This window comes from Pseudomonas sp. NPDC079367, from assembly GCF_044542195.1.
Taxonomy (GTDB): domain Bacteria; phylum Pseudomonadota; class Gammaproteobacteria; order Pseudomonadales; family Pseudomonadaceae; genus Aquipseudomonas.
Window position 1 is genome coordinate 1 of sequence record NZ_JBITTW010000002.1, and the last position, 20,856, is coordinate 20,856.

Sequence of the window (20,856 nt, forward strand, 5' to 3'; positions counted from 1 at the left end):
GACTTCGGTCGTACTCCGATGGGCCGCTCCAAGGGCGGCATGCACCGCAACACCCGCGCCGAAGACATGTCGGCGCACCTGATCAGCAAACTGCTGGAACGCAACAGCAAGGTCGACCCGGCGGAAGTCGAGGACGTGATCTGGGGTTGCGTCAACCAGACCCTGGAGCAGGGTTGGAACATCGCGCGCATGGCGTCGCTGATGACCCAGATCCCGCACACGTCTGCAGGCCAGACCGTCAGCCGTCTGTGTGGCTCGTCGATGAGCGCGCTACACACCGCTGCGCAAGCGATCATGACCGGTAACGGTGACGTGTTCGTGGTCGGCGGTGTCGAGCACATGGGCCACGTGAGCATGATGCACGGTGTCGACCCTAACCCGCACATGTCGCTGTACGCGGCGAAAGCCTCGGGCATGATGGGTCTGACCGCTGAAATGCTCGGCAAAATGCATGGCATCACCCGCGAGCAGCAAGATGCTTTTGGCGTGCGTTCCCACCAGTTGGCCCACAAGGCAACCGTGGAAGGCAAGTTTAAAGACGAAATCATCCCGATGCAGGGTTACGACGAGAACGGTTTCCTGAAACTGTACGACTATGACGAAACCATTCGTCCGGAAACCACCCTGGAAAGTCTGGCGGCATTGAAGCCGGCATTCAATCCAAAGGGCGGCACCGTGACTGCAGGTACTTCGTCGCAGATCACCGATGGTGCCTCGTGCATGATCGTGATGTCGGCGCAGCGTGCACAGGACCTGGGTATCCAGCCAATGGCGGTGATCCGTTCGATGGCGGTGGCAGGTGTGGATCCGGCGATCATGGGCTATGGTCCTGTGCCGGCAACACAAAAAGCCCTCAAGCGTGCGGGTCTTGGCATCAACGATATCGACTTCTTCGAGCTCAACGAAGCTTTCGCTGCACAGGCCTTGCCAGTGCTGAAAGATCTGAAAGTGCTCGACAAGATGAACGAGAAGGTTAACCTGCACGGCGGCGCGATCGCTTTGGGTCACCCGTTCGGTTGCTCCGGTGCGCGTATTTCCGGCACCCTGCTGAACGTGATGAAGCAGAATAGCGGCACCTTCGGGGTGGCCACTATGTGCATTGGTCTCGGCCAAGGCATCTCCACCGTCTTCGAACGCGTTTAAGCGTCTCGTCGATGGAAGCCGGGGCCCAGTGCCCCGGTTTTTGTTTTTGGGTTTTTTATTTTATTTTCGAAAAGATTTCAGTGAGGGCCGAAGCATGCCGATACAACCTGGGCTCTACCAACATTACAAAGGTCCGCAATACCGTGTATTCAGTGTTGCGCGGCATTCCGAAACCGAAGAAGAAGTGGTCTTTTACCAAGCCCTGTATGGCGATTACGGCTATTGGGTGCGCCCGCTGAGCATGTTCGTCGAGTCGGTCGAGGTTGACGGCGAACAGGTGCCACGCTTTGCTTTGGTGCAAGCCGAACCGAGCGTTTTTGACAAGGCATGAGGCCAGGGCGCAGGCAACCCTGTGCTTGACCTCATCTTGTATCAACTATATATAGCGGTGCCGCGTCAGGCGCCAACCGCCTTTCACTTCTAGAATTCAGGAATTTTCTGATCCATGGGCAAATCGCTGGTCATTGTGGAATCCCCGGCTAAGGCCAAGACCATCAACAAGTATCTGGGCAACCAATACGTGGTGAAGTCGAGTATCGGCCATATCCGAGACCTGCCCACTAGCGGTTCGGCTAGCGCCAGCAAAGAGCCAGCCGCCAAGCGCGGCAAGGCGGCTGCGGGCGAAGGTCCGGTGCTCTCGCCGAAAGAGAAAGCGCGTAAACAGCTGGTCTCGCGTATGGGTGTCGATCCCGAGCATGGCTGGAAAGCCAAGTACGAGATCCTTCCAGGCAAAGAGAAGGTCATCGAAGAGCTGCGCCGGCTCGCCAAGGATGCTGACACCATCTATCTCGCAACCGACTTGGATCGCGAGGGGGAAGCCATTGCCTGGCACCTGCGCGAAGCCATCGGTGGTGACGACAGCCGCTACAAGCGAGTGGTGTTCAACGAAATCACCAAGAAAGCGATTCAGGAAGCCTTCTCCGAACCGGGCGAGCTGGACATTGATCGTGTCAACGCCCAGCAGGCGCGTCGCTTCCTCGACCGCGTCGTCGGCTACATGGTCTCACCGCTGCTGTGGGCGAAGATTGCCCGCGGCCTGTCCGCCGGTCGCGTGCAATCGGTTGCCGTGAAGCTGGTGGTCGAGCGTGAGCGAGAAATCCGTGCGTTCATTCCGGAAGAATATTGGGAAGTGCACGCTGATCTCGGCACTGCCAAAGGCTCGACCGTGCGTTTCGAAGTGGCTCGCGAAAAAGGCGAAGCCTTCAAGCCGCTGAACGAAGCCCAGGCCATGGCCGCCCTGGAGAAGCTCAAGGCTTCCAGCTACAGCATCGTCAAGCGTGAAGACAAGCCGACCAGCAGCAAGCCATCGGCACCGTTCATCACGTCGACCTTGCAGCAGGCTGCGAGCAACCGTCTCGGTTTCGGCGTGAAGAAAACCATGATGATGGCCCAGCGTCTCTACGAAGCCGGCTACATCACTTACATGCGTACCGACTCGACCAATCTCTCGGTCGACGCCGTGGCGATGGCGCGCACTTACATCGAAGACGAATTCGGCAAGAAGTACCTGCCGGAGACACCGAACGTTTACAGCAGCAAAGAAGGCGCGCAAGAAGCTCACGAAGCGATTCGTCCGTCTGACGCCAATACCACGCCAAGCAAGCTGGCGGGCATGGAGCGTGATGCTGAGCGTCTGTATGAGCTGATCTGGCGACAGTTCCTCGCCTGCCAGATGCTGCCGGCGCAATACCTGTCGACCACCGTCAGCGTCGGCGCTGGCGACTTCGAGCTGCGTGCCAAGGGCCGTATCCTCAAGTTCGATGGCTACACCCGCGTCATGCCGCAAATTGCCAAGCCTGGCGATGATGACGTACTGCCTGACATGGCGCAGGGCGATGTGATGAAGCTGATCAAGCTCGATCCGTCGCAGCATTTTACCAAGCCGCCGGCGCGTTACTCCGAAGCCAGTCTGGTCAAGGAAATGGAAAAACGCGGCATCGGTCGTCCTTCGACTTACGCTGCGATCATTTCGACTATTCAGGATCGCGGTTATGTAACGCTGCACAACCGTCGTTTCTATTCTGAAAAGATGGGCGACATTGTCACAGAGCGTCTGTCTGAAAGTTTCTCTAATCTCATGGACTACGGCTTCACCGCTGGCATGGAAGAGAACCTTGATGATGTGGCGCAGGGCGAGCGCGACTGGAAAAACGTGCTGGACGAGTTTTACGGCGACTTCAAGAAGAAACTCGAAGTAGCAGAGAACCCGGAAAGCGGCATGCGCGCTAACCAGCCGGTCATGACCGATATTCCGTGCACCACTTGCGGTCGTCCGATGCAGATCCGTACTGCCTCGACCGGCGTGTTCCTTGGTTGCTCGGGCTACAGCCTGCCGCCGAAAGAACGCTGCAAGGCAACGGTCAATCTGGTGCCGGGCGATGAAATCGCAGCGGACGACGAGGGCGAATCGGAATCGCTGGTACTGCGTGGCAAGCATCGCTGCCCGATCTGCAGCACGGCGATGGACGCCTACCTGCTGGACGAAAAGCGCAAGTTGCACATCTGTGGCAACAACCCGGATTGCGCCGGTTACGAAATCGAAGAAGGCAGCTATCGCATCAAGGGCTACGAAGGTCCGAGTCTGGAATGCGATAAATGCGGCAGCGAGATGCAGCTCAAGACCGGCCGTTTCGGCAAGTTTTTCGGCTGCACCAACCCTGAGTGCAAAAACACCCGCAAGCTGCTGAAGAGCGGTGATGCGGCGCCGCCGAAGATGGATCCGGTGAAGATGCCTGAGCTGAAATGCGAAAAGGTCAACGACACCTACATCTTGCGCGATGGCGCCTCCGGCCTGTTCCTGGCGGCCAGTCAGTTCCCGAAAAACCGCGAGACCCGTGCTCCGCTGGTGATCGAGATTCTGCCGCACAAGGACGAGATCGATCCGAAGTACCACTTCCTGTGTGAAGCTCCGCAGAAGGATCCTGATGGTCTGCCGGCGGTCATCCGCTACAGCCGCAAGACCAAGGAGCAATACGTGCAGACCGAAGTCGACGGCAAGCCGACTGGCTGGAAGGCGTATTACGACGGTGGCAAGTGGACAGTTGAAGACAAGCGCAGCGCGAAAGCCAAGGCTGAGTAAGCGTTAGTCTGAGCAGCGAAAAGGCCGCATGAAACCATAAGGATTTCATGCGGCCTTTTTGTTTTGTGCTTGCAGTGGCATCGGCTCATCCACGACACTGTTCGGCCTGTGTGAAGCAATTATTTCGTTGTGGAGGCTGCCGTCATGGCCCACGAGCTCTATACCCGTACCAACCAGAAGATCTATTTCGCCGGCCTGTCACTGGAAGCTTTGGCTCATGCTGAAGAGGGGCGGGCGATGAATTCTCTGGCGCTGATCCAGGCCGGGCGTGAGTCAGCGTTGTTCCACCTCTATGGCGCACTGCTGGGTTTGTGTCATGAGATTGCCGGCTTTTACCGTCTGCCGCAGGCCCATACGCCGAGGGCGGAAGAGTTGCTGAAACGGGAAGTGCTGGAATCGATAGCGATCCCGGAGCTGGCGGAAATGGTCGAGCTGGCCGGGAACCCGGAAACCTGGCTGGCCAAATTGTTGGCGGCGCACGCGGCACTGTTTCAGCCGCCAAAGGTGCTACACAAACCGAAAGGCGACGTGACACAGCCGCTGATTCAAGCGATCAATCTTGATGAAGAACAAGCGCCAGAAGAATTGAGTCGAGAAGAGCTAGAGAGCTGGCGGCAAAACCTCAAAGGCTTGGCCATCAGATTCCGTGAAGGCTTGAACGAGTGCTGACGGGGTTTGATGCAGTGGTAATCTGAAACATGCTGCTGGTCAAGATCCCGAGCGGAGCTCGAATGATGTCTATATAATTGCTGCCTTTCGTGGAGAACAGACCTATATGCCAACGTCCTTTCTAGAAATTGTCGAGTTACCAGACGGCCGAATCGAACTGCGCAGGGCTGAGGACGAAGGTTCTCTGGTGACGCTGGATTTCTCCGAGGATGCCAAAGCGTTTCTGCAGGGTCAGCACGTTGAAATCGCCAAAGCGATGTTGAGCGTTGGCGTGCAAATGGCAGGTCGTATGGTTGAAGGCGAATTTGATAAGGAAGAAGGGCCGCGAGTTCTTCATTGACCCACGCTTTGGCCCTGTTTCAATCGCTTGCGCTATAAATCTGCTTCTCTGTCCCTGGAGAAGCTCTACGCTTCACACAGCGCGTATTACCAGGCAATTAACCCAAACGAATGTTCAGACTCTGAGCTTCGCCCGTACGTGCGGCGCTGATCAGTTGTTGTCGTGAATTGGCATTTAATGGGTTGAGCCAGGTCACTACGGTATGGCTGCGCCCCAGGCGCAACGCTTCGCACGCTAGTTGCTGAGCACTCTGCGTGCCACGCGGTTGCAGCAGCAGGATGCGTTCGCGGTTCAGACCCGCATCGCGCAGCCAGGTTTGCGTCAGGCTGGTGGGTGGTGCGATCAGTGTCAGCCAGCGAGCGTCCTGATCATCGCTGAGCTCACGCAGAATCGGCGCCAGCAGGTTCAGGCAGTTCCCGGCGGCACCACGCAGTGACAGCTCACTGAAAGCATCGGGTTTGGCGTTCCAGTCTCGCTCTACCACTTCTTTCAGAGTCGGCACCATAGGCTGCGCCAGAAACGCTTCGAATAAAGGCAGTTGTGTTTGCTGAGGTGTATGTGGGAACTGCATGGAGCCTCCTTTAGCGGCGAATGACGCCGACACTCAAGCCTTCAATCACCAGTTCCTGATCTTTCAGGTCGACTTCGATAGGGGCGAACTCGGGGTTTTCGGCGATCAGCCAGACTTTGCTGCCTTCTCGTTTGAAGCGCTTGACCGTCACTTCATCGCCGATACGGGCAACCACGACCTGGCCGTTACGTGCTTCACGAGTGGTATGGACTGCCAGCAGGTCGCCGTCGAAAATGCCGATGTCCTTCATGCTCATGCCGTGCACACGCAACAGGTAGTCGGCGCGCGGATGGAAGAAGGTCGGATTGATGTTGCAGGATTCTTCGATGTGCTGCTGGGCGAGGATCGGCGCGCCGGCAGCCACTCGGCCAATGATCGGCAGGGTGGAGTCATCGGCCTTGGCTTCGAAGCCAGGAATACGGATGCCGCGGGAAGCGCCCGGGGTCATCTCGATCGCGCCTTTGCGGGCCAGGGCCTTGAGATGTTCTTCCGCCGCGTTTGGCGATTTGAAACCCAATTCCTGAGCGATTTCCGCACGGGTGGGCGGATAGCCGTTGTCTTCGAGGCAACGTTTGATGAAGGCCAGAATCTCGGCTTGGCGTGGCGTCAGCTTTAGCATATTGATCGCTCTGTCTTTTTATACAGTGACTGGGATTATATACAGTGAAGCGGTCTTGGCAATGGGCGTTTTTTTGCCTCCCGCCGAGCGGTCGCGAAGGGCGCTTATTAATGCTGGCGCCTTGTGTGGTTAAATAGCTGACCGACCATTCCCAAAACGAACCGGCAGGCTTGACAAGGCTTAGGCTGAAACGTATGTTTCAAACAAGTGTTTGTCAGGCGGAGTAGCCATGGCCCAGTCGGAAACCGTTGAACGCATTCTTGATGCTGCCGAGCAGTTGTTCGCGGAGAAAGGATTCGCTGAAACCTCATTGCGTTTGATCACCAGCAAAGCTGGCGTCAATCTGGCTGCGGTGAATTATCACTTCGGCTCGAAAAAGGCGCTGATTCAAGCTGTGTTCTCGCGCTTCCTCGGTCCGTTCTGCGTCAGTCTTGACAAAGAGCTGGAGCGCCGCCAGGCCAAGCCGGAAAACAAGCCGACGCTTGAAGAGCTGCTGGAAATCCTCGTCGAGCAAGCGCTCGTCGTCCAGCCTCGCAGCGGTAACGATCTGTCGATCTTCATGCGCTTGCTCGGCCTCGCGTTCAGTCAGAGCCAGGGTCACTTGCGGCGTTATCTGGAAGACATGTACGGCAAGGTGTTCCGCCGCTACATGCTGCTGGTCAACGAGGCGGCGCCGCGCATTCCACCAATCGAGCTGTTCTGGCGCGTGCACTTCATGCTCGGCGCTGCAGCGTTCAGCATGTCCGGGATCAAGGCCTTGCGAGCGATTGCCGAGACCGATTTCGGCGTCAATACCTCCATCGAGCAAGTCATGCGCCTGATGGTGCCTTTCCTCGCGGCCGGCATGCGCGCCGAGACCGGCGTTACTGATACCGCAATGGCCAGCGCGCAATTGCGGCCGCGCAGCAAGTCCATGCCGGTCGCCGCCAAGGTTTGACCGCGCACGGGTGGGCGCGGCAGCTGGTATCCGCTAAGCTAGCCGGCCATGCCGACTCTCGTACTGAACCCGATCTGCATGAATTCTGTTGGCCGTCCCGGCGCTGCCCGTGGTAGCGAACACAGGCGGATCGGGTTTTTCGTTTTCAAGGAATCTCTATGACTGCTGGCCTGCAAGGCTCGTTGATGGTGGACGTCGCCGGTACCTGGCTGACGGCCGAAGATCGCCAATTGTTGCGTCAGCCCGAAGTGGGCGGCCTGATCATTTTTGCCCGTAACATCGAGCATTCACGCCAGGTGCGCGAACTCAGCGCCGCGATCCGCGCGATTCGTCCGGACCTGTTGCTGGCGGTGGACCAGGAAGGCGGGCGCGTGCAGCGCTTGCGTCAGGGTTTCGTCCGTCTGCCAGCGATGCGCGCCATCGCCGATAACCCGAATGCAGAGTATCTCGCCGAGCAGTGCGGCTGGATCATGGCTACCGAAGTGCTGGCGGTCGGGCTCGACCTTAGTTTCGCCCCGGTGCTGGATCTGGACTATCAGCGCAGCGCCGTGGTCGGCACCCGTTCATTCGAAGGCGATCCCGGGCGCGCAGCCTTGCTCGCCGGCGCATTCATTCGCGGCATGAACAGCGCTGGCATGGCCGCCACCGGCAAACATTTCCCAGGCCATGGCTGGGCCGAAGCCGACTCCCACGTGGCGATCCCGAACGACGAACGCAGTCTCGACGAGATCCGCGCCAACGATCTCGTGCCCTTCGCCAGACTCAGTCAACAACTGGCCGCCGTTATGCCGGCCCACGTCATCTATCCGCAAGTCGATTCACAGCCCGCCGGTTTTTCCCGACGCTGGCTGCAGGACATCCTGCGCGGCGAATTGCAGTTCGATGGCGTGATCTTCAGCGATGATCTGTCGATGGCCGGCGCCCACGTGGTCGGCGACGCTGCCAGCCGTATCGAAGCCGCACTCACTGCGGGCTGCGATATGGGGCTGGTCTGCAACGATCGCGCCGCTGCCGAACTGGCGCTAAGCGCGGCGCAGCGCATGAAGGTCAAGCCTTCCGCGCGCATCGCGAAGATGCGCGGTCAGGCCTTTGCCAGCACTGATTATCGTCAGGACCCGCGTTGGCTCACCGCCCTCGGCGCGCTCAAAGACGCTCAACTGATCGATTAAGGATTTTTCGTTATGACCGTTTACGCAATCATCGGTGGCACTGGCCTGACTCAGCTCGAAGGCCTGAGCATTCGCCAGTCGCTGGCAGTCGACACCCCGTACGGCGCGCCTTCGGCCGAGGTGCAGATTGGTGAGTACGCCGGCAAGGAAGTGCTGTTCCTCGCCCGTCACGGTCACCCGCATCGTTACCCGCCGCACAAGGTCAATTACCGCGCCAACCTCTGGGCGCTCAAGCAGGCGGGTGCCGAAGCGATCATCGCGGTGAATGCGGTGGGCGGGATTCACCCGGCCATGGGTACCGGGCATTTTTGCGTGCCGCACCAGATCGTCGACTACACCAGCGGGCGCGAGCACACCTATTTCGCCGATGATCTGGAACACGTCACCCACATCGATTTCAGCTTTCCCTACAGCGAGCCGTTGCGTCAGCAATTGATTGCCGCAGTCGCCGCCGAAGGCTGCGAATACAGCGATCAAGGCGTGTACGCCTGCACCCAGGGCCCGCGTCTGGAAACGGTCGCCGAGATCGTGCGACTGGAGCGTGATGGCTGCGACATCGTTGGCATGACCGGCATGCCGGAAGCCGCGCTGGCCCGGGAGTTGGATCTGGATTACGCCTGCCTGGCGCTGGTGGTGAATCCAGCCGCGGGCAAGACCACAGAAGTGATCACCATGGCCGAAATCGAGCAGGCACTGCACGATGGCATGGGCAAGGTAAAATCAACGCTGGCGCGGGTGCTGGTCAGCTAACGACTGCCCATGAGCATTTTCATCGAGCGGCTCAAAGGGCTGACATGGACCCACGCATTCAGTAGCAAGGCGTTGGCCAAGGCCCGCGCTTATGCCGCCGATGATCGGGTCGAGATCCTCCAGATCGATGACAAGAAGATAGAGGCGTTTTGCGTCGGCTCGCAACTTCAGGCGTATGAGCAAAGCATTTACCTGTCCGAAGATCGGCTGGGGTCGGTAAACCTGCGTTGCCTATGCAGCTGTCCTGTTGCAATCGACTGCAAGCACTGCGCTGCGGTGCTCTATCACCTGCTGGGCACTGGCCAGGATGCGTCTGGAAGTGACGCGCAGACGCCGTTGGGACGAGCGCTGGAGCACTGGCTTTCGACAATTCCCGTGCCGGCCAAGCCCGCTGAAGAAAGTGCGCAAACCGCAGGCACGCAACTGTTTTACAAGCTCAAACCGACGTCTGCGAACGGCAAGTGGCTGCTCGATATTTTCAAGGTCCATCAGCTCAAAAGCGGCGAGTTACGCGAGTTCAAGCCGATGTACTCGCTCTCGGAAATGCTCATGCGCCAGCCCGGCTACCTGTCTGAGCTGGATCTGCGCATCGCCCGGCTGTTGGTCGCCATGCATTCCCATCACGCCTATTACAGCGGCTATCCGCTGGAAGGCAGCAGTGGCGCCGAACTGCTGGAAATGCTCCTGCGCACCTCCCGGCTGTTCCTCGACTTCGAAGACCTGCGAGCGCTGACACCGGGGGCGAAACGCGTGGGTCAGTTCTATTGGGCTGAGCAGGCCGATGGCGGATTCCGCGCGCAATGGAGCAGTGCCGAAGCTGCGCAGGAAACCGTGCTGGCGCTGGAGCCGCTTTATTACCTCGATCGTGAACGGCGACAGGTTGGCCCGCTGTTCACTGAGCTGGAAGTAAAGCTCGCCTGCCATTTGACCCAGGCGCCAGATATTCCGGCGCATCAGGCCATGCAGTTCAGCCATCGCATGAGCGCGGCAACCCAAATTGCGCCACCACACAAGCTCACCGAACGGATCATCGATGACGTGCTGCCGCAGCCGCAACTGACCTTGGTCAGCGGTCGAGAACGCTCGCGCTGGGAGTCTGTGCTGGAGCACCGCGCCGCTCTGCTGTTTACCTACGACGGTCATCCGGCGGTGGATCGCAACCCGGAAGTCATGATCCTCAACGGCAGCGAAACTCAGCGCATTCAGCGTCAACCTGCGCTGGAAAAGAAGCTGCGCCAGAACCTGCAAAAACATGGCTTCAAGAAAGCCACGCGCAAGAGTGCAATGGATCGTCCCGGCGAGATGTTTACCTTGCCGGATGATTCCGCCTGGCTCGGGTTCATGCACGAAGGGCTGGCCACACTGCGCGCCGCAGATTGGAAAATCGAGTTCAGTCCCGGTTTCCATTTCGATGTACAACCGGTTGAACAGTGGTACGCCGAGGTCGAAGAAGAGGCCACGCATCAGTGGTTTGATCTGCAGTTGGGCATCGTCGTCAGTGGCGAGCGCTACAGCTTGCTGCCGATCCTTCTGCATCTGTTGCGGACCCAGCCGCGCTTGCTCGACCCGGTAAATCTGGCGCAGCGCAGCGATGACGAAAGACTCCTGATAGAGCTCAAGCCCAGCGGTTTTGGCGAACCGGCGGGCGCCAAAGTCGCGTTGCCGCTGAGTCGGGTGAAACCGCTGATGGCGACGCTGGGCGAGCTGTACCTGGGCGGCCATCAGGGGGATGCGCTGCGCTTGACCGCTCCAGACGCCGCGCGCCTGAGTATGCTCGATGGCGTGCCGCTGGATTGGCAGGGCGGCGAACGTCTGCGTACTTTTTCCAAACGTCTGCAGAATTCGAGCCACGCCCACGTTGCTGCGCCGGCCGGCCTCAACGCGCAACTGCGCCCGTATCAACTCGAAGGCTTGAACTGGATGCAGACCCTGCGCGAGTTGGAGGTCGGCGGCATTCTGGGCGATGACATGGGCCTGGGCAAAACCCTGCAGACCCTGGCGCATCTGCTCACGGAAAAACACGCCGGGCGTCTGGAGTGTCCGGCACTGGTGGTGATGCCCACCAGCCTGATTCCCAATTGGCTCGACGAGGCCGAGCGTTTCACGCCGCAGTTGAAAATCCTGGCGCTGCACGGGGCAGGGCGGCAAAAAGACTTCGCCAATCTTGCCGGATACGACTTGGTGCTGACCACTTACGCATTGCTGCCCAGGGATATGGAGATCTTGCAGCCGCAGTCGTGGAGCGTGCTGATTCTCGACGAGGCGCAGAACATCAAGAACCCGCTGAGCAAAGCCGCCCAGGCCGCCCGTGACTTGCAGGCCCGTCAGCGCTTGTGTTTGAGCGGTACGCCGCTGGAAAACCACCTCGGTGAGCTGTGGTCACAGTTCCATTTCCTCATGCCCGGCTGGCTCGGCGACAGCAAATCCTTCAACCGCGATTACCGCACACCGATCGAGAAACACGGCAATGTGCAGCGAATGCAGCACCTGACCGCACGCATCAAGCCGTTTTTGCTGCGGCGCAAGAAGGATCAGGTCGCCACCGAGTTGCCACCGAAAACCGAGATCATTCATTGGGTCGAACTCAGCGATGGTCAGCGCGACGTCTATGAGACGGTGCGTGTGGCGATGGACAAAAAGGTCCGCGACGAAATCGCCCGCAGTGGCGTGGCGCGCAGTCAGATCATCATCCTCGATGCGCTGCTCAAGCTGCGTCAGGTCTGCTGCGATCTGCGCCTCGTCAATATGCCGCTCACGGCGAAGGCGTTGCGCTCGGGCAGCGGCAAGCTGATCAGCTTGATGGAGATGCTCGAGGAATCGCTCGGCGAAGGTCGGCGCATCCTGCTGTTTTCGCAGTTCACCTCGATGTTGGCGCTGATCGAGCAGGAGTTGCAGCAGCGCGGGCTCGGTTATTCGCTGCTGACCGGCGACACCACCGACCGGCGTACGCCGGTCAAGGATTTCCAGGGCGGCAAGGTGCCGTTGTTCCTGATCAGCCTCAAGGCCGGCGGCACTGGTCTGAACCTGATGGCGGCGGACACGGTGATTCACTTCGATCCGTGGTGGAACCCGGCGGTGGAGAATCAGGCGACTGATCGGGCGTACCGGATCGGGCAGAACAATCCGGTGTTCGTCTACAAGTTGATTGCCAAAGGCACCGTCGAAGAGAAGATCCAGGCGTTGCAGCAGGAGAAAGCGGCGCTGGCCGGGGCGGTACTGGAGGGTGGCACGACGGGCGGATTCAAACTGGAGCAGAGTGATATCGAGGCGCTGTTTGCGCCGTTGCCGGTTTCCAGAGGCTGAAGGGTTTGAACTGCGGTGTGGCCATTCGCGAGCAGACTCGCTCCCACATTGGATCTCCAGCGAATCTGGATCAATTGTGGGAGCGCACCAGCTTGCGAAGCAATCGAACCGGCGGCGTTGACGTCAGCGCTTGTCGATCTTGTCCGGCAGCGGCGCAAACAGCGCTTCAATATCATCGCTCTGCAACTTCCAGTCCCCGGCTTTACGTCCATCCAGCACGCCCGCTGCAAGGTCGGACTTTTCCTTCTGCAGGTGCTGAATTTTTTCTTCCACCGTACCCCGGGCAATCATCTTGTACACGAACACCGGTTTTTCCTGGCCGATGCGATAGGCGCGGTCAGTCGCCTGATTCTCGGTCGCAGGGTTCCACCACGGGTCGTAGTGAATCACGGTATCGGCTTCGGTCAGGTTCAAGCCGACGCCGCCAGCCTTCAGACTGATCAGAAAGATCTGACGCTTGCCGCTCTGGAATTCCTTCACCGGTGTGCGCCGGTCACGGGTCTGGCCAGTGAGCAGGGCGTACGCGATCTTGCGTTTTTTCAATTCCTCTTCGATCAATGACAGCATCGAAGTGAATTGCGAGAACAGCAGAATCCGCCGGCCTTCCTCGAACAATTCATCGAGCATGTCCATCAGACTATCGAGCTTGCCCGAGGTGCTGCCGCGCGCGGGCAGGGTGGCGTCGTTGACCAGGCGCAGATCGCAGCAGACCTGGCGCAGCTTGAGCAATGCTTCGAGAATGATGATCTGGCTGCGTGCCACGCCTTTGCGAGTGATCTCGTCACGGACTTTCTTGTCCATCGCCAAACGCATGGTTTCGTACACGTCGCGTTGCGCTTCGTTGAGTTCGACCCAATGGATGATCTCGGTTTTCGGCGGCAGCTCAGTGGCGACCTGCTCTTTGGTGCGGCGCAGAAGAAACGGTTTTATCCGACCGTTGAGGTGTTGCAGTCTGACTTCGCTGCCGCGCTTTTCGATCGGCACGCGGTAATCGGCATTGAAGCCTTTCACGTCGCCCAGCCAGCCCGGCAACAGAAAGTGAAACAGCGACCACAGCTCGCCCAAATGGTTTTCCAGCGGTGTACCGCTGAGGCACAGACGCTGGCGCGCATTCAGCTCGCGCGCGGCCTGAGCGGCTTTACTGTTGGGGTTCTTGATGTATTGCGCTTCGTCCAACACCAATACGTGCAGCGGCTGCATGACCAGGCGTTCGACATCTTTGGGCAGCAGGGCGTAGGTGGTGAGGAGCAAGTCGAAGTCGGCCAGATTATCGAAATGTTTCTTGCGGCTGGCGCCATATAGGGCGAGCACTTTCAGTTGCGGGGTGAAATGCGCAGCCTCATCCAGCCAGTTGGGAATCAGGCTGGTCGGCATCACTACCATGCACGGACGATCGAGGCGTCCGGCGTTCTTCTCGCTGAGAATATGCGCCAGGGTCTGTAGGGTTTTGCCCAGGCCCATGTCATCCGCAAGAATCCCGCCGACTTCCAGTTGCCGCAGCGATTGCATCCAGCTCAAGCCTTCGAGCTGATAAGGGCGCAAAGTCGCAACCAGACCGTCTGGTGCTTGGGCGCTGAAGTCGCGAATGTCGCGCAAACGCTGGGCGAGCGTGCGGATCTGCTCGCCGCCTTCCCAAAGCAACGGCAGGCTTTCCAGCGAATTGAGCCGGGTGGCGTCAGCCTTGCTCAGGCGCAGGGTGGTTTCGCCCGGCTCCTGCAAATAGAACTCGCCCAGCGTCATCAATACCGGCTTCAAGCGGCCAAGCGGCAGCGCCACTTGCAACGGCCCATGCTCGCTGGTGCGTTGCGGAATGTTCACCAGAATCAGCTCGTCATCGCGACGACGGGCCAGGCGCTCCGGGTTGAGAATCTCGGCGTGCGAGCGCATCAGGTTCAGCAAAATCGGCAGCAGGCTCAGGCGTTCACCGTTGACGATGATGCCCAGTTCCAGATCGAACCAGTCGCGCTCCGGCGCCTGTTCGACCGTGGCGTACCAGTCGTCGACGGCGGTCAGGTCGAAGCCGAATTCCTCATCGATCTGCAACTCCCAGCCCTGGCTGCGCAACTTCGGCAGGTCATTGAGAGTGAAGGTCAGCCAGGCGCTGTCGTTGACCATTTCATACAGTTCGCCGGCGCTTTCCGGCAGCGCTTTGCTCTGCCGGGTGGCGATGCGGAAACCGAGGATGCGCAACTGTTCGCGGTAGGACTGTTCGACATCCGGGTGGCGTTTTATCCGCAGGGTCTGGGCTTCCTGACGGATCAGGATATCGCTGTGTTTTTGCCCGCTGACGTATTCGTCCAGATAACTGAACGACAGCGCCGCGCGGTGTTGAATGTAGCGCTGCATCTTGCCGTTGCGCGGCTCGAAGGCGCTGAACTCGGCGCTCGCCAGCCACAGGCGCGGCACCGGTTGCACATTATCCACCAGTACCTGTGGCGGCGCTTTCGGGCTGCGGTTCTCCAGCACGGCCTGGAGTTTTTCCAGCAGTTCGGCATCTTTCGCGGCGGCGGGGTAGTCGAGGGTTTCCTGGATTTTCAGCAGCACCGCAGCGCAGTGTTTGCAGTTGCTGCGCACCGGGCAGGTGCAGGTGGCGTCGACCAGTAGCAGGGTGGCTTTGGCCGATTCGCGCAGATGGATGGTCTGCCGGTAAACGCTACCGCCAGAACCTTCGCAACTGGCGGTGATGGTCGCATCGCCGATCTGGGCGATGCGCACTCGATTCTCCAAAGCGTAGCGGCGGCCGCGCTCCAGACTCTGTTCTTTGAATCGGCTGACCCACGACGGGGCCAGCGGTTTGCTCAGGGGTGGCGGCATAAGGACTTCGATCAGTCCGGCACGACTTCAGGCGCTTCGCGAGGCGCTGGTGCGGTCAGGGAAGTGATCTTGATCAGCAACGCCAAGTGGCCGTTGTCGAGGTAGTTGAGCTGGCCGTTCTTGGTATGGCTGTCCTGACGCAGACGCTCACTGGCCGTCACCAGGCCATTGGCGTCGATCTGATTGACCCAGAAATCGGCGGTCACGTCGGTGAAACGGCCGAGTTTCATTTCCAGCGTGCCCTCGATGGGGAACTGGCCGAACTGTTCCTGACCTTCGCTCACTGCAACTTTCGCCGGCGCTTCGCCGAGGGTCTGCTGCCAGGCTTTGTGCATCAGCACGGTGTACTCGCCGCTGGCGGTGAGTTTGCTCACTACATCATTCAGCGCCGGCGTGCGCTGGCTGTCGTTGCCCAGACGCTGAGCGCCAGCCGCCCAGTCTTCCGGGGCGGCGCGGCTGACAATCGCTGGCACGGCATTCTGGCGCACCAGGATCATTTCGACCTGATAAGTGTCATCGGCAAACGCCGTCGGTGCTGCAAGTGCGAGCAACAAAGTCACAGAGCGAAACAGGCGCATTGGGCGTCCTTCAAGCGGATTTCGGGATGAGACGCTCAAACAGCGCCTCGACAGTATTGAAACGTTCTTCCGGACGCTCCATCGGCACCTGGAATTTGAACATCGTCGCGCCTTCGAACTTGTAGCGTTTGGGCTGCGTCTGAATCAGCTTGATCAGGGTCATCGGGTCAACCGGCGTCTGCGCTTCGAACTCAATGCGTCCGCCTTGTGGCCCTCCATCGACTTTCTTGATGCCAAGCTTTTCGGCCTGCAATTTCAACGCGGTGATCCGCACCAGGTTCTTGGTCGGCTCCGGCAGCAGGCCGAAACGGTCGATCATCTCGACCTGCAGATCCTTCAGACCTTCCTCGTCGGTGGCCGAGGCGATGCGTTTATACAGAATCAGCCGCGCATGGACATCCGGCAGATAATCTTCCGGAATCAGCGCCGGCACCCGCAGGTTGACTTCGGGGCCGCCGCCAAGCGGTTGATCGAGGTTCGGCTGCTCGCCTTTGCGGATCGACTTCACGGCGCGCTCGAGCATTTCCATGTACAGGGTGAAACCGACGGCCTGAATCTGCCCGCTCTGACCATCGCCGAGCAGTTCGCCCGCGCCACGAATTTCGAGGTCGTTGGTCGCCAGCACAAAACCGGCGCCGAGATCCTGCGTGTTGGCGATCGCTTCGAGGCGCTTTTCCGCGTCCGAGGTGATCTGCTGGCGCGGCGGCGTCAGCAGGTAGGCGTAAGCCTGGTGGTGGCTGCGGCCGACACGACCACGCAACTGGTGCAGCTGGGCCAGACCGAACTTGTCGGCGCGTTCGATGATGATGGTGTTGGCGCTCGGCACGTCGATGCCGGTCTCGATGATGGTCGAGGCGATCAGCACGTTGAAGCGCTTGTGGTAGAAGTCGCTCATCACCTGCTCGAGTTCACGTTCGCGCATCTGCCCGTGGCCGATACCGATGCGCGCTTCCGGCACCAGTTCGGCGAGGTCAGCGGCGCATTTCTCGATGGTCTTCACATCGTTGTGCAGGTAATAAACCTGACCGCCGCGCAGCAGTTCACGCACCAGAGCCTCTTTGACCGTGCTCTTGTTCTGTTCCATGACGAAAGTGCGCACCGACAGGCGACGCGCCGGCGGCGTGGCGATGATCGACAGATCGCGCATCCCCGACACCGCCATGTTCAGCGTGCGCGGAATCGGCGTTGCTGTCAGGGTCAGAATGTCGACTTCGCTGCGCAGCGCCTTGAGCTGTTCTTTCTGGCGCACGCCAAAACGGTGTTCTTCGTCGATGATCACCAGGCCGAGGTTTTTGATCTTCACGTCGTCGGACAGCAGCTTGTGCGTGCCGATGACGATGTCGATCTTGCCTTCCGCAAGATCGGCGATCGCCGCGTTGACTTCCTTGGCCGACTTGAAACGGCTCATCACTTCGACCGTCACCGGCCAGTCGGCGAAGCGGTCGCGGAAACTGTTGTAGTGCTGCTGGGCGAGCAGGGTGGTCGGTACCAGAATCGCCACCTGCCGACCGCCGTGCACGGCGATGAACGCGGCGCGCATCGCCACTTCGGTCTTGCCGAAACCGACGTCGCCGCAGACCAGCCGGTCCATCGGTTTCGGCGCGAGCATGTCTTCGCGCACGGCCTCGATGGTCGCTTGCTGATCCGGGGTCTCCTCGAAAGGGAAGCCGGCGCTGAAGGTTGCGTAATCGGCCTTCGGATCGGCGAAGGCATAACCTTCACGGGCGGCGCGACGGGCATAAATGTCGAGCAGTTCGGCCGCGACGTCGCGCACCTGTTCGGCGGCTTTGCGCTTGGCTTTTTGCCAGGTTTCCGAGCCGAGGCGGTGCAGCGGCGCGAGCGAATCGTCGCTGCCGGTGTAACGCGCGATCAGGTGCAGGTTGGCCACCGGCACGTAGAGCTTGGCGTTTTCGGCGTATTCGAGAGTGAGGAACTCTGCAGCCTGATTGTCGATTTCCAGAATCGTCAGGCCCAGATAGCGCCCGACACCGTGATCGATATGCACCACCGGTGCGCCTTCGCGCAGCTCGGTGAGGTTCTTGATCACCGCGTCATTGCTGACGTCGCTGCGTTTCTCACGACGGCGGCGTTGCATGACGCGCTGACCGAACAGCGGACTCTCCGCCACCAGCGCCAGCGCCGGGTCGTCGAGCACCAGGCCTTCGTCGAGCGGGGCGATGGTGATCGCCAGACGATCCTTGCTGGCGACGAAATCCGGCCAGCTATCGACGGTTTTCGGCCGCAGTTTCAGGCGTTCCAGCAGTTCCAGCAGGACTTCGCGACGCCCCGCCGATTCAGCGGTGAACAGCACGCGACCGGGGAATTCCTCGAGGAAGCCGGCCAGCGCCGCCAGCGGTTGCGTGGCCTTGGCTTCGATGGCCAGATCCGGCAGCGCGTGCGCCGGGAAGCGCTCACGGCCAACGCCGCTTTCAACGTCCTGTTGACTGGCAACAACCCGTGGCCAGTTCTTCAAGCGCGCGAAGCAGTCTTCTACCGGCAGGAACAACTCGGCCGGAGGCAATAAAGGACGCGATGGATCGACGCGACGTTCTTCGTAACGATTGCGCACATCGTTCCAGAAATTTTCCGCCGCTTGCTCGATGCCGGGCAGCGAGAACACTTGGGTGTCCTGGGGCAGATAATCGAACAGTGTCGAAGTTTCGTCGAAGAACAGCGGCAGGTAGTACTCAATGCCGGCCGGGGTGATGCCGCTGCTCAGATCCTGAAAGATCGGGCAGCGGCGGAAGTCGACGTCGAAGCGCTCGCGAAAGCGCGCCTTGAAGCGGGTGACTGCGTCTTTCTGCAATGGAAACTCGCGGGCCGGCAGCAGCTTGACCGACTCGACCTTGTCGATCGAACGCTGGGTTTCCGGATCGAAGGTGCGCAGGGTTTCGATTTCGTCATCGAACAGGTCGATGCGGTACGGCAGCTTGCTGCCCATCGGGAACAGGTCGATCAGCGCGCCGCGTACGGTGAACTCGCCGTGCTCATACACCGTGTCGACATAGCGATAGCCGCTGGCTTCGAGCCGCGCGCGCATTTGTTCGACGTCGAGTTTCTGGCCGATATCGAGCACCAGGCTGCTGCCAAGCAGGAATTTGGTTGGCGCCAGTCGGTGCAGGGCAGTGGTGATCGGTACCACAAGCACGCCGTGAGCCAGTTCTGGCAGGCGATAGAGGCTGGCGATGCGCTGGGAGATGATGTCCTGGTGCGGCGAGAACAGGTCGTAGGGCAGGGTTTCCCAGTCGGGGAAATGCAGCACGGGCAAATCCGGGGCGAAGAAACTCAGCTCCTGTTCCAGCCGTTCGGCACTTTGGCTGTCGGCGGTCAGCAGCAGGGTAAAGCGCTTGGCAGCGCTTGCAGCCTCGGCAATCGCCAGGCTGAGGGCGGCACCGGGCAGATTGCCCCAGTGCTGTTTACCTGCCTCGGCAGGGAGTAGCGGTAGACGCAGAACAGGCACGGAAGGTTGAGCTCCAGGCGTTGCGACAAAGTCGGTAATTGTAGCGGCCTCCGGTGCCGCCTGTCAGTTGCAGACTGCGTCTATCTTCACGGTTTGGACGAAATGTAGTGGTAACCATAAAAACGAGCACTTTTTTCGTGGTTATGTAGTGCCGAAACCGGGCGGTGTTACGGAGGGTTACAGACATCGTCTAACAGTCGTCGAAAAATTGACTGTCCTGAAAGCCCCGGTTTTACTGGGCTGGAGAAGGGCGTAAATTTTTTGAACGGAATTTTGTTACCGATTGCGCGACAAGCGCGCATTGCTGAAAGGGCTTGTCGGCGGCATAATGTAGCCCCTTTTTTCTGCCCCTACATGTGGAAGGTTACCGTGACTCAGAAGCCCGACCAGTGTCTTGGTGAATGGATCGACCGTGAAGCACTCGCAGAAGCGATGATCCCGCTTATCGGTCAGCTCTACCGCAATAACAACGTGGTTAGCTCGATCTATGGCCGCAGCCTGATCAACCAGTCTGTCATCGCGATTCTCAAAGCTCACCGCTTTGCTCGCCACCGTTCTTCGGACGACAGCGAACTCTCCGTCCACGAAACATTCCCACTGCTCAAGGCCATGAGCGAGCTCAAGCTCGGCGCGGCGTCGGTGGATCTGGGCAAGCTGGCGTTCAAATTCCGCAACGAAGGCAACGGCCGCAGCGCCGAGCAGTTCGTGCGTGAAGAGATGGCGGACGTGGTTGGCCAGCAGAACGCCTCGGCCCGCAAAGGCACCGACGTTGTTCTTTACGGCTTCGGTCGTATCGGCCGTCTGCTGGCGCGCATCCTGATCGAGAAAACCGGTGGTGGCGACGGCCTGCGTCTGCGCGCCATCGTCGTGCGCAAAGGCGCCGAGAACGACCTGACCAAACGCGCCAGCCTGCTGCGTCGCGATTCGGTACACGGTTCGTTCAACGGCACCATTACCATCGACGAAGAAAACAACACCATCACCGCCAACGGTAACCTGATCCAGGTGATCTACGCGAAGAACCCGACCGAAGTGGATTACACCCAGTACGGCATCAAAGACGCGCTGCTGGTGGACAACACCGGTGTATGGCGTGACGCCGATGGCCTGGGTCAGCACCTGGCGTGCCCGGGCATCGACCGCGTTGTTCTGACCGCACCCGGCAAAGGCAAGCTGAAGAACATCGTTCACGGCATCAACCACGGTGAAATCACCGCTGATGACAAGATCGTCTCGGCTGCTTCCTGCACCACCAACGCCATCGTGCCAGTGCTCAAGGCCGTAAATGACAAGTTCGGCATCATCAATGGTCACGTCGAAACCGTTCACTCGTACACCAACGACCAGAACCTGATCGACAACTTCCACAAGGGCGATCGCCGTGGTCGCAGCGCCGCGCTGAACATGGTGATCACCGAGACCGG

Annotated in this window: 15 protein-coding genes; 10 read left to right on the plus strand and 5 right to left on the minus strand. The window is 59.6% G+C overall.

The annotated features are described in order from the left end of the window. From fadA to ACIGDJ_RS04745, 5 genes are all read left to right on the plus strand, one after another. Positions 1–1,143, plus strand: a 1,143-nt coding sequence (gene fadA, locus ACIGDJ_RS04725) for an acetyl-CoA C-acyltransferase FadA (protein WP_397504514.1), incomplete at its 5' end; no start/stop codon positions are given. Between the two features lie 94 nt (positions 1,144–1,237). After that, positions 1,238–1,474 carry a DUF1653 domain-containing protein gene (locus ACIGDJ_RS04730; RefSeq protein ID WP_101158769.1) on the plus strand — a complete coding sequence of 79 codons (237 nt, stop codon included), beginning with the start codon at positions 1,238–1,240 and terminating at the stop codon, positions 1,472–1,474. Between the two features lie 114 nt (positions 1,475–1,588). Then, complete coding sequence (gene topA, locus ACIGDJ_RS04735; RefSeq protein ID WP_397504515.1) at positions 1,589–4,222, plus strand: type I DNA topoisomerase; 2,634 nt, start codon at positions 1,589–1,591, stop codon at positions 4,220–4,222. 144 nt (positions 4,223–4,366) lie between these two features. Further along, positions 4,367–4,891 carry a DUF6586 family protein gene (locus tag ACIGDJ_RS04740; protein ID WP_101158767.1) on the plus strand — a complete coding sequence of 175 codons (525 nt, stop codon included), beginning with the start codon at positions 4,367–4,369 and terminating at the stop codon, positions 4,889–4,891. Positions 4,892–4,997: 106 nt separating this feature from the next. After that, on the plus strand, positions 4,998–5,231 hold the full coding sequence (locus tag ACIGDJ_RS04745) for a hypothetical protein (RefSeq protein WP_003226592.1): 234 nt from the start codon (positions 4,998–5,000) through the stop codon (positions 5,229–5,231). A 97-nt stretch (positions 5,232–5,328) separates the two neighbouring features. Here the strand turns inward: ACIGDJ_RS04745 and sulA are convergent, their stop codons facing one another. After that, the gene (gene sulA / locus ACIGDJ_RS04750; protein ID WP_397480146.1) at positions 5,329–5,802 is read right to left on the minus strand and encodes an SOS-induced cell division inhibitor SulA; all 474 of its coding nucleotides are present in this window, start codon (positions 5,800–5,802) and stop codon (positions 5,329–5,331) included. Positions 5,803–5,812: 10 nt separating this feature from the next. After that, on the minus strand, positions 5,813–6,421 hold the full coding sequence (lexA, locus tag ACIGDJ_RS04755; RefSeq protein WP_016775490.1) for a transcriptional repressor LexA: 609 nt from the start codon (positions 6,419–6,421) through the stop codon (positions 5,813–5,815). Between the two features lie 229 nt (positions 6,422–6,650). Here lexA and ACIGDJ_RS04760 point away from each other — a divergent pair, with 229 nt between their 5' ends. The 4 genes from ACIGDJ_RS04760 to ACIGDJ_RS04775 all read left to right on the plus strand — a co-directional run bounded on the left by ACIGDJ_RS04760 (position 6,651) and on the right by ACIGDJ_RS04775 (position 12,580). Beyond that, positions 6,651–7,358, plus strand: coding sequence for a TetR/AcrR family transcriptional regulator (locus ACIGDJ_RS04760; RefSeq protein WP_016775489.1), 708 nt, complete (start codon positions 6,651–6,653; stop codon positions 7,356–7,358). A gap of 158 nt (positions 7,359–7,516) precedes the next feature. After that, positions 7,517–8,527 (plus strand): beta-N-acetylhexosaminidase, encoded by a 1,011-nt coding sequence (gene nagZ, locus ACIGDJ_RS04765; RefSeq protein ID WP_397480145.1) that lies wholly within the window; start codon positions 7,517–7,519, stop codon positions 8,525–8,527. 12 nt (positions 8,528–8,539) lie between these two features. Further along, positions 8,540–9,277 (plus strand): S-methyl-5'-thioinosine phosphorylase, encoded by a 738-nt coding sequence (locus ACIGDJ_RS04770; protein ID WP_397480144.1) that lies wholly within the window; start codon positions 8,540–8,542, stop codon positions 9,275–9,277. 9 nt (positions 9,278–9,286) lie between these two features. Then, positions 9,287–12,580 carry an SNF2-related protein gene (locus tag ACIGDJ_RS04775; RefSeq protein WP_397480143.1) on the plus strand — a complete coding sequence of 1,098 codons (3,294 nt, stop codon included), beginning with the start codon at positions 9,287–9,289 and terminating at the stop codon, positions 12,578–12,580. A gap of 123 nt (positions 12,581–12,703) precedes the next feature. Here the strand turns inward: ACIGDJ_RS04775 and ACIGDJ_RS04780 are convergent, their stop codons facing one another. Genes ACIGDJ_RS04780 through mfd form a run of 3 tightly spaced genes read right to left on the minus strand, consistent with a single transcriptional unit; the run spans position 12,704 to position 19,432 of the window. After that, on the minus strand, positions 12,704–15,394 hold the full coding sequence (locus ACIGDJ_RS04780; RefSeq protein WP_397480142.1) for an SNF2-related protein: 2,691 nt from the start codon (positions 15,392–15,394) through the stop codon (positions 12,704–12,706). An 11-nt stretch (positions 15,395–15,405) separates the two neighbouring features. Then, entirely contained in the window at positions 15,406–15,972 is a 567-nt protein-coding gene (locus tag ACIGDJ_RS04785) for a CsiV family protein (protein ID WP_101158761.1), read from the minus strand. Positions 15,973–15,982: 10 nt separating this feature from the next. After that, positions 15,983–19,432 carry a transcription-repair coupling factor gene (gene mfd, locus ACIGDJ_RS04790; RefSeq protein WP_397480141.1) on the minus strand — a complete coding sequence of 1,150 codons (3,450 nt, stop codon included), beginning with the start codon at positions 19,430–19,432 and terminating at the stop codon, positions 15,983–15,985. Between the two features lie 354 nt (positions 19,433–19,786). Between mfd and ACIGDJ_RS04795 the strand changes: the two genes are divergently transcribed. Further along, a partial coding sequence (locus ACIGDJ_RS04795; RefSeq protein WP_397504516.1) for a glyceraldehyde-3-phosphate dehydrogenase occupies positions 19,787–20,856 on the plus strand: 1,070 nt, incomplete at its 3' end.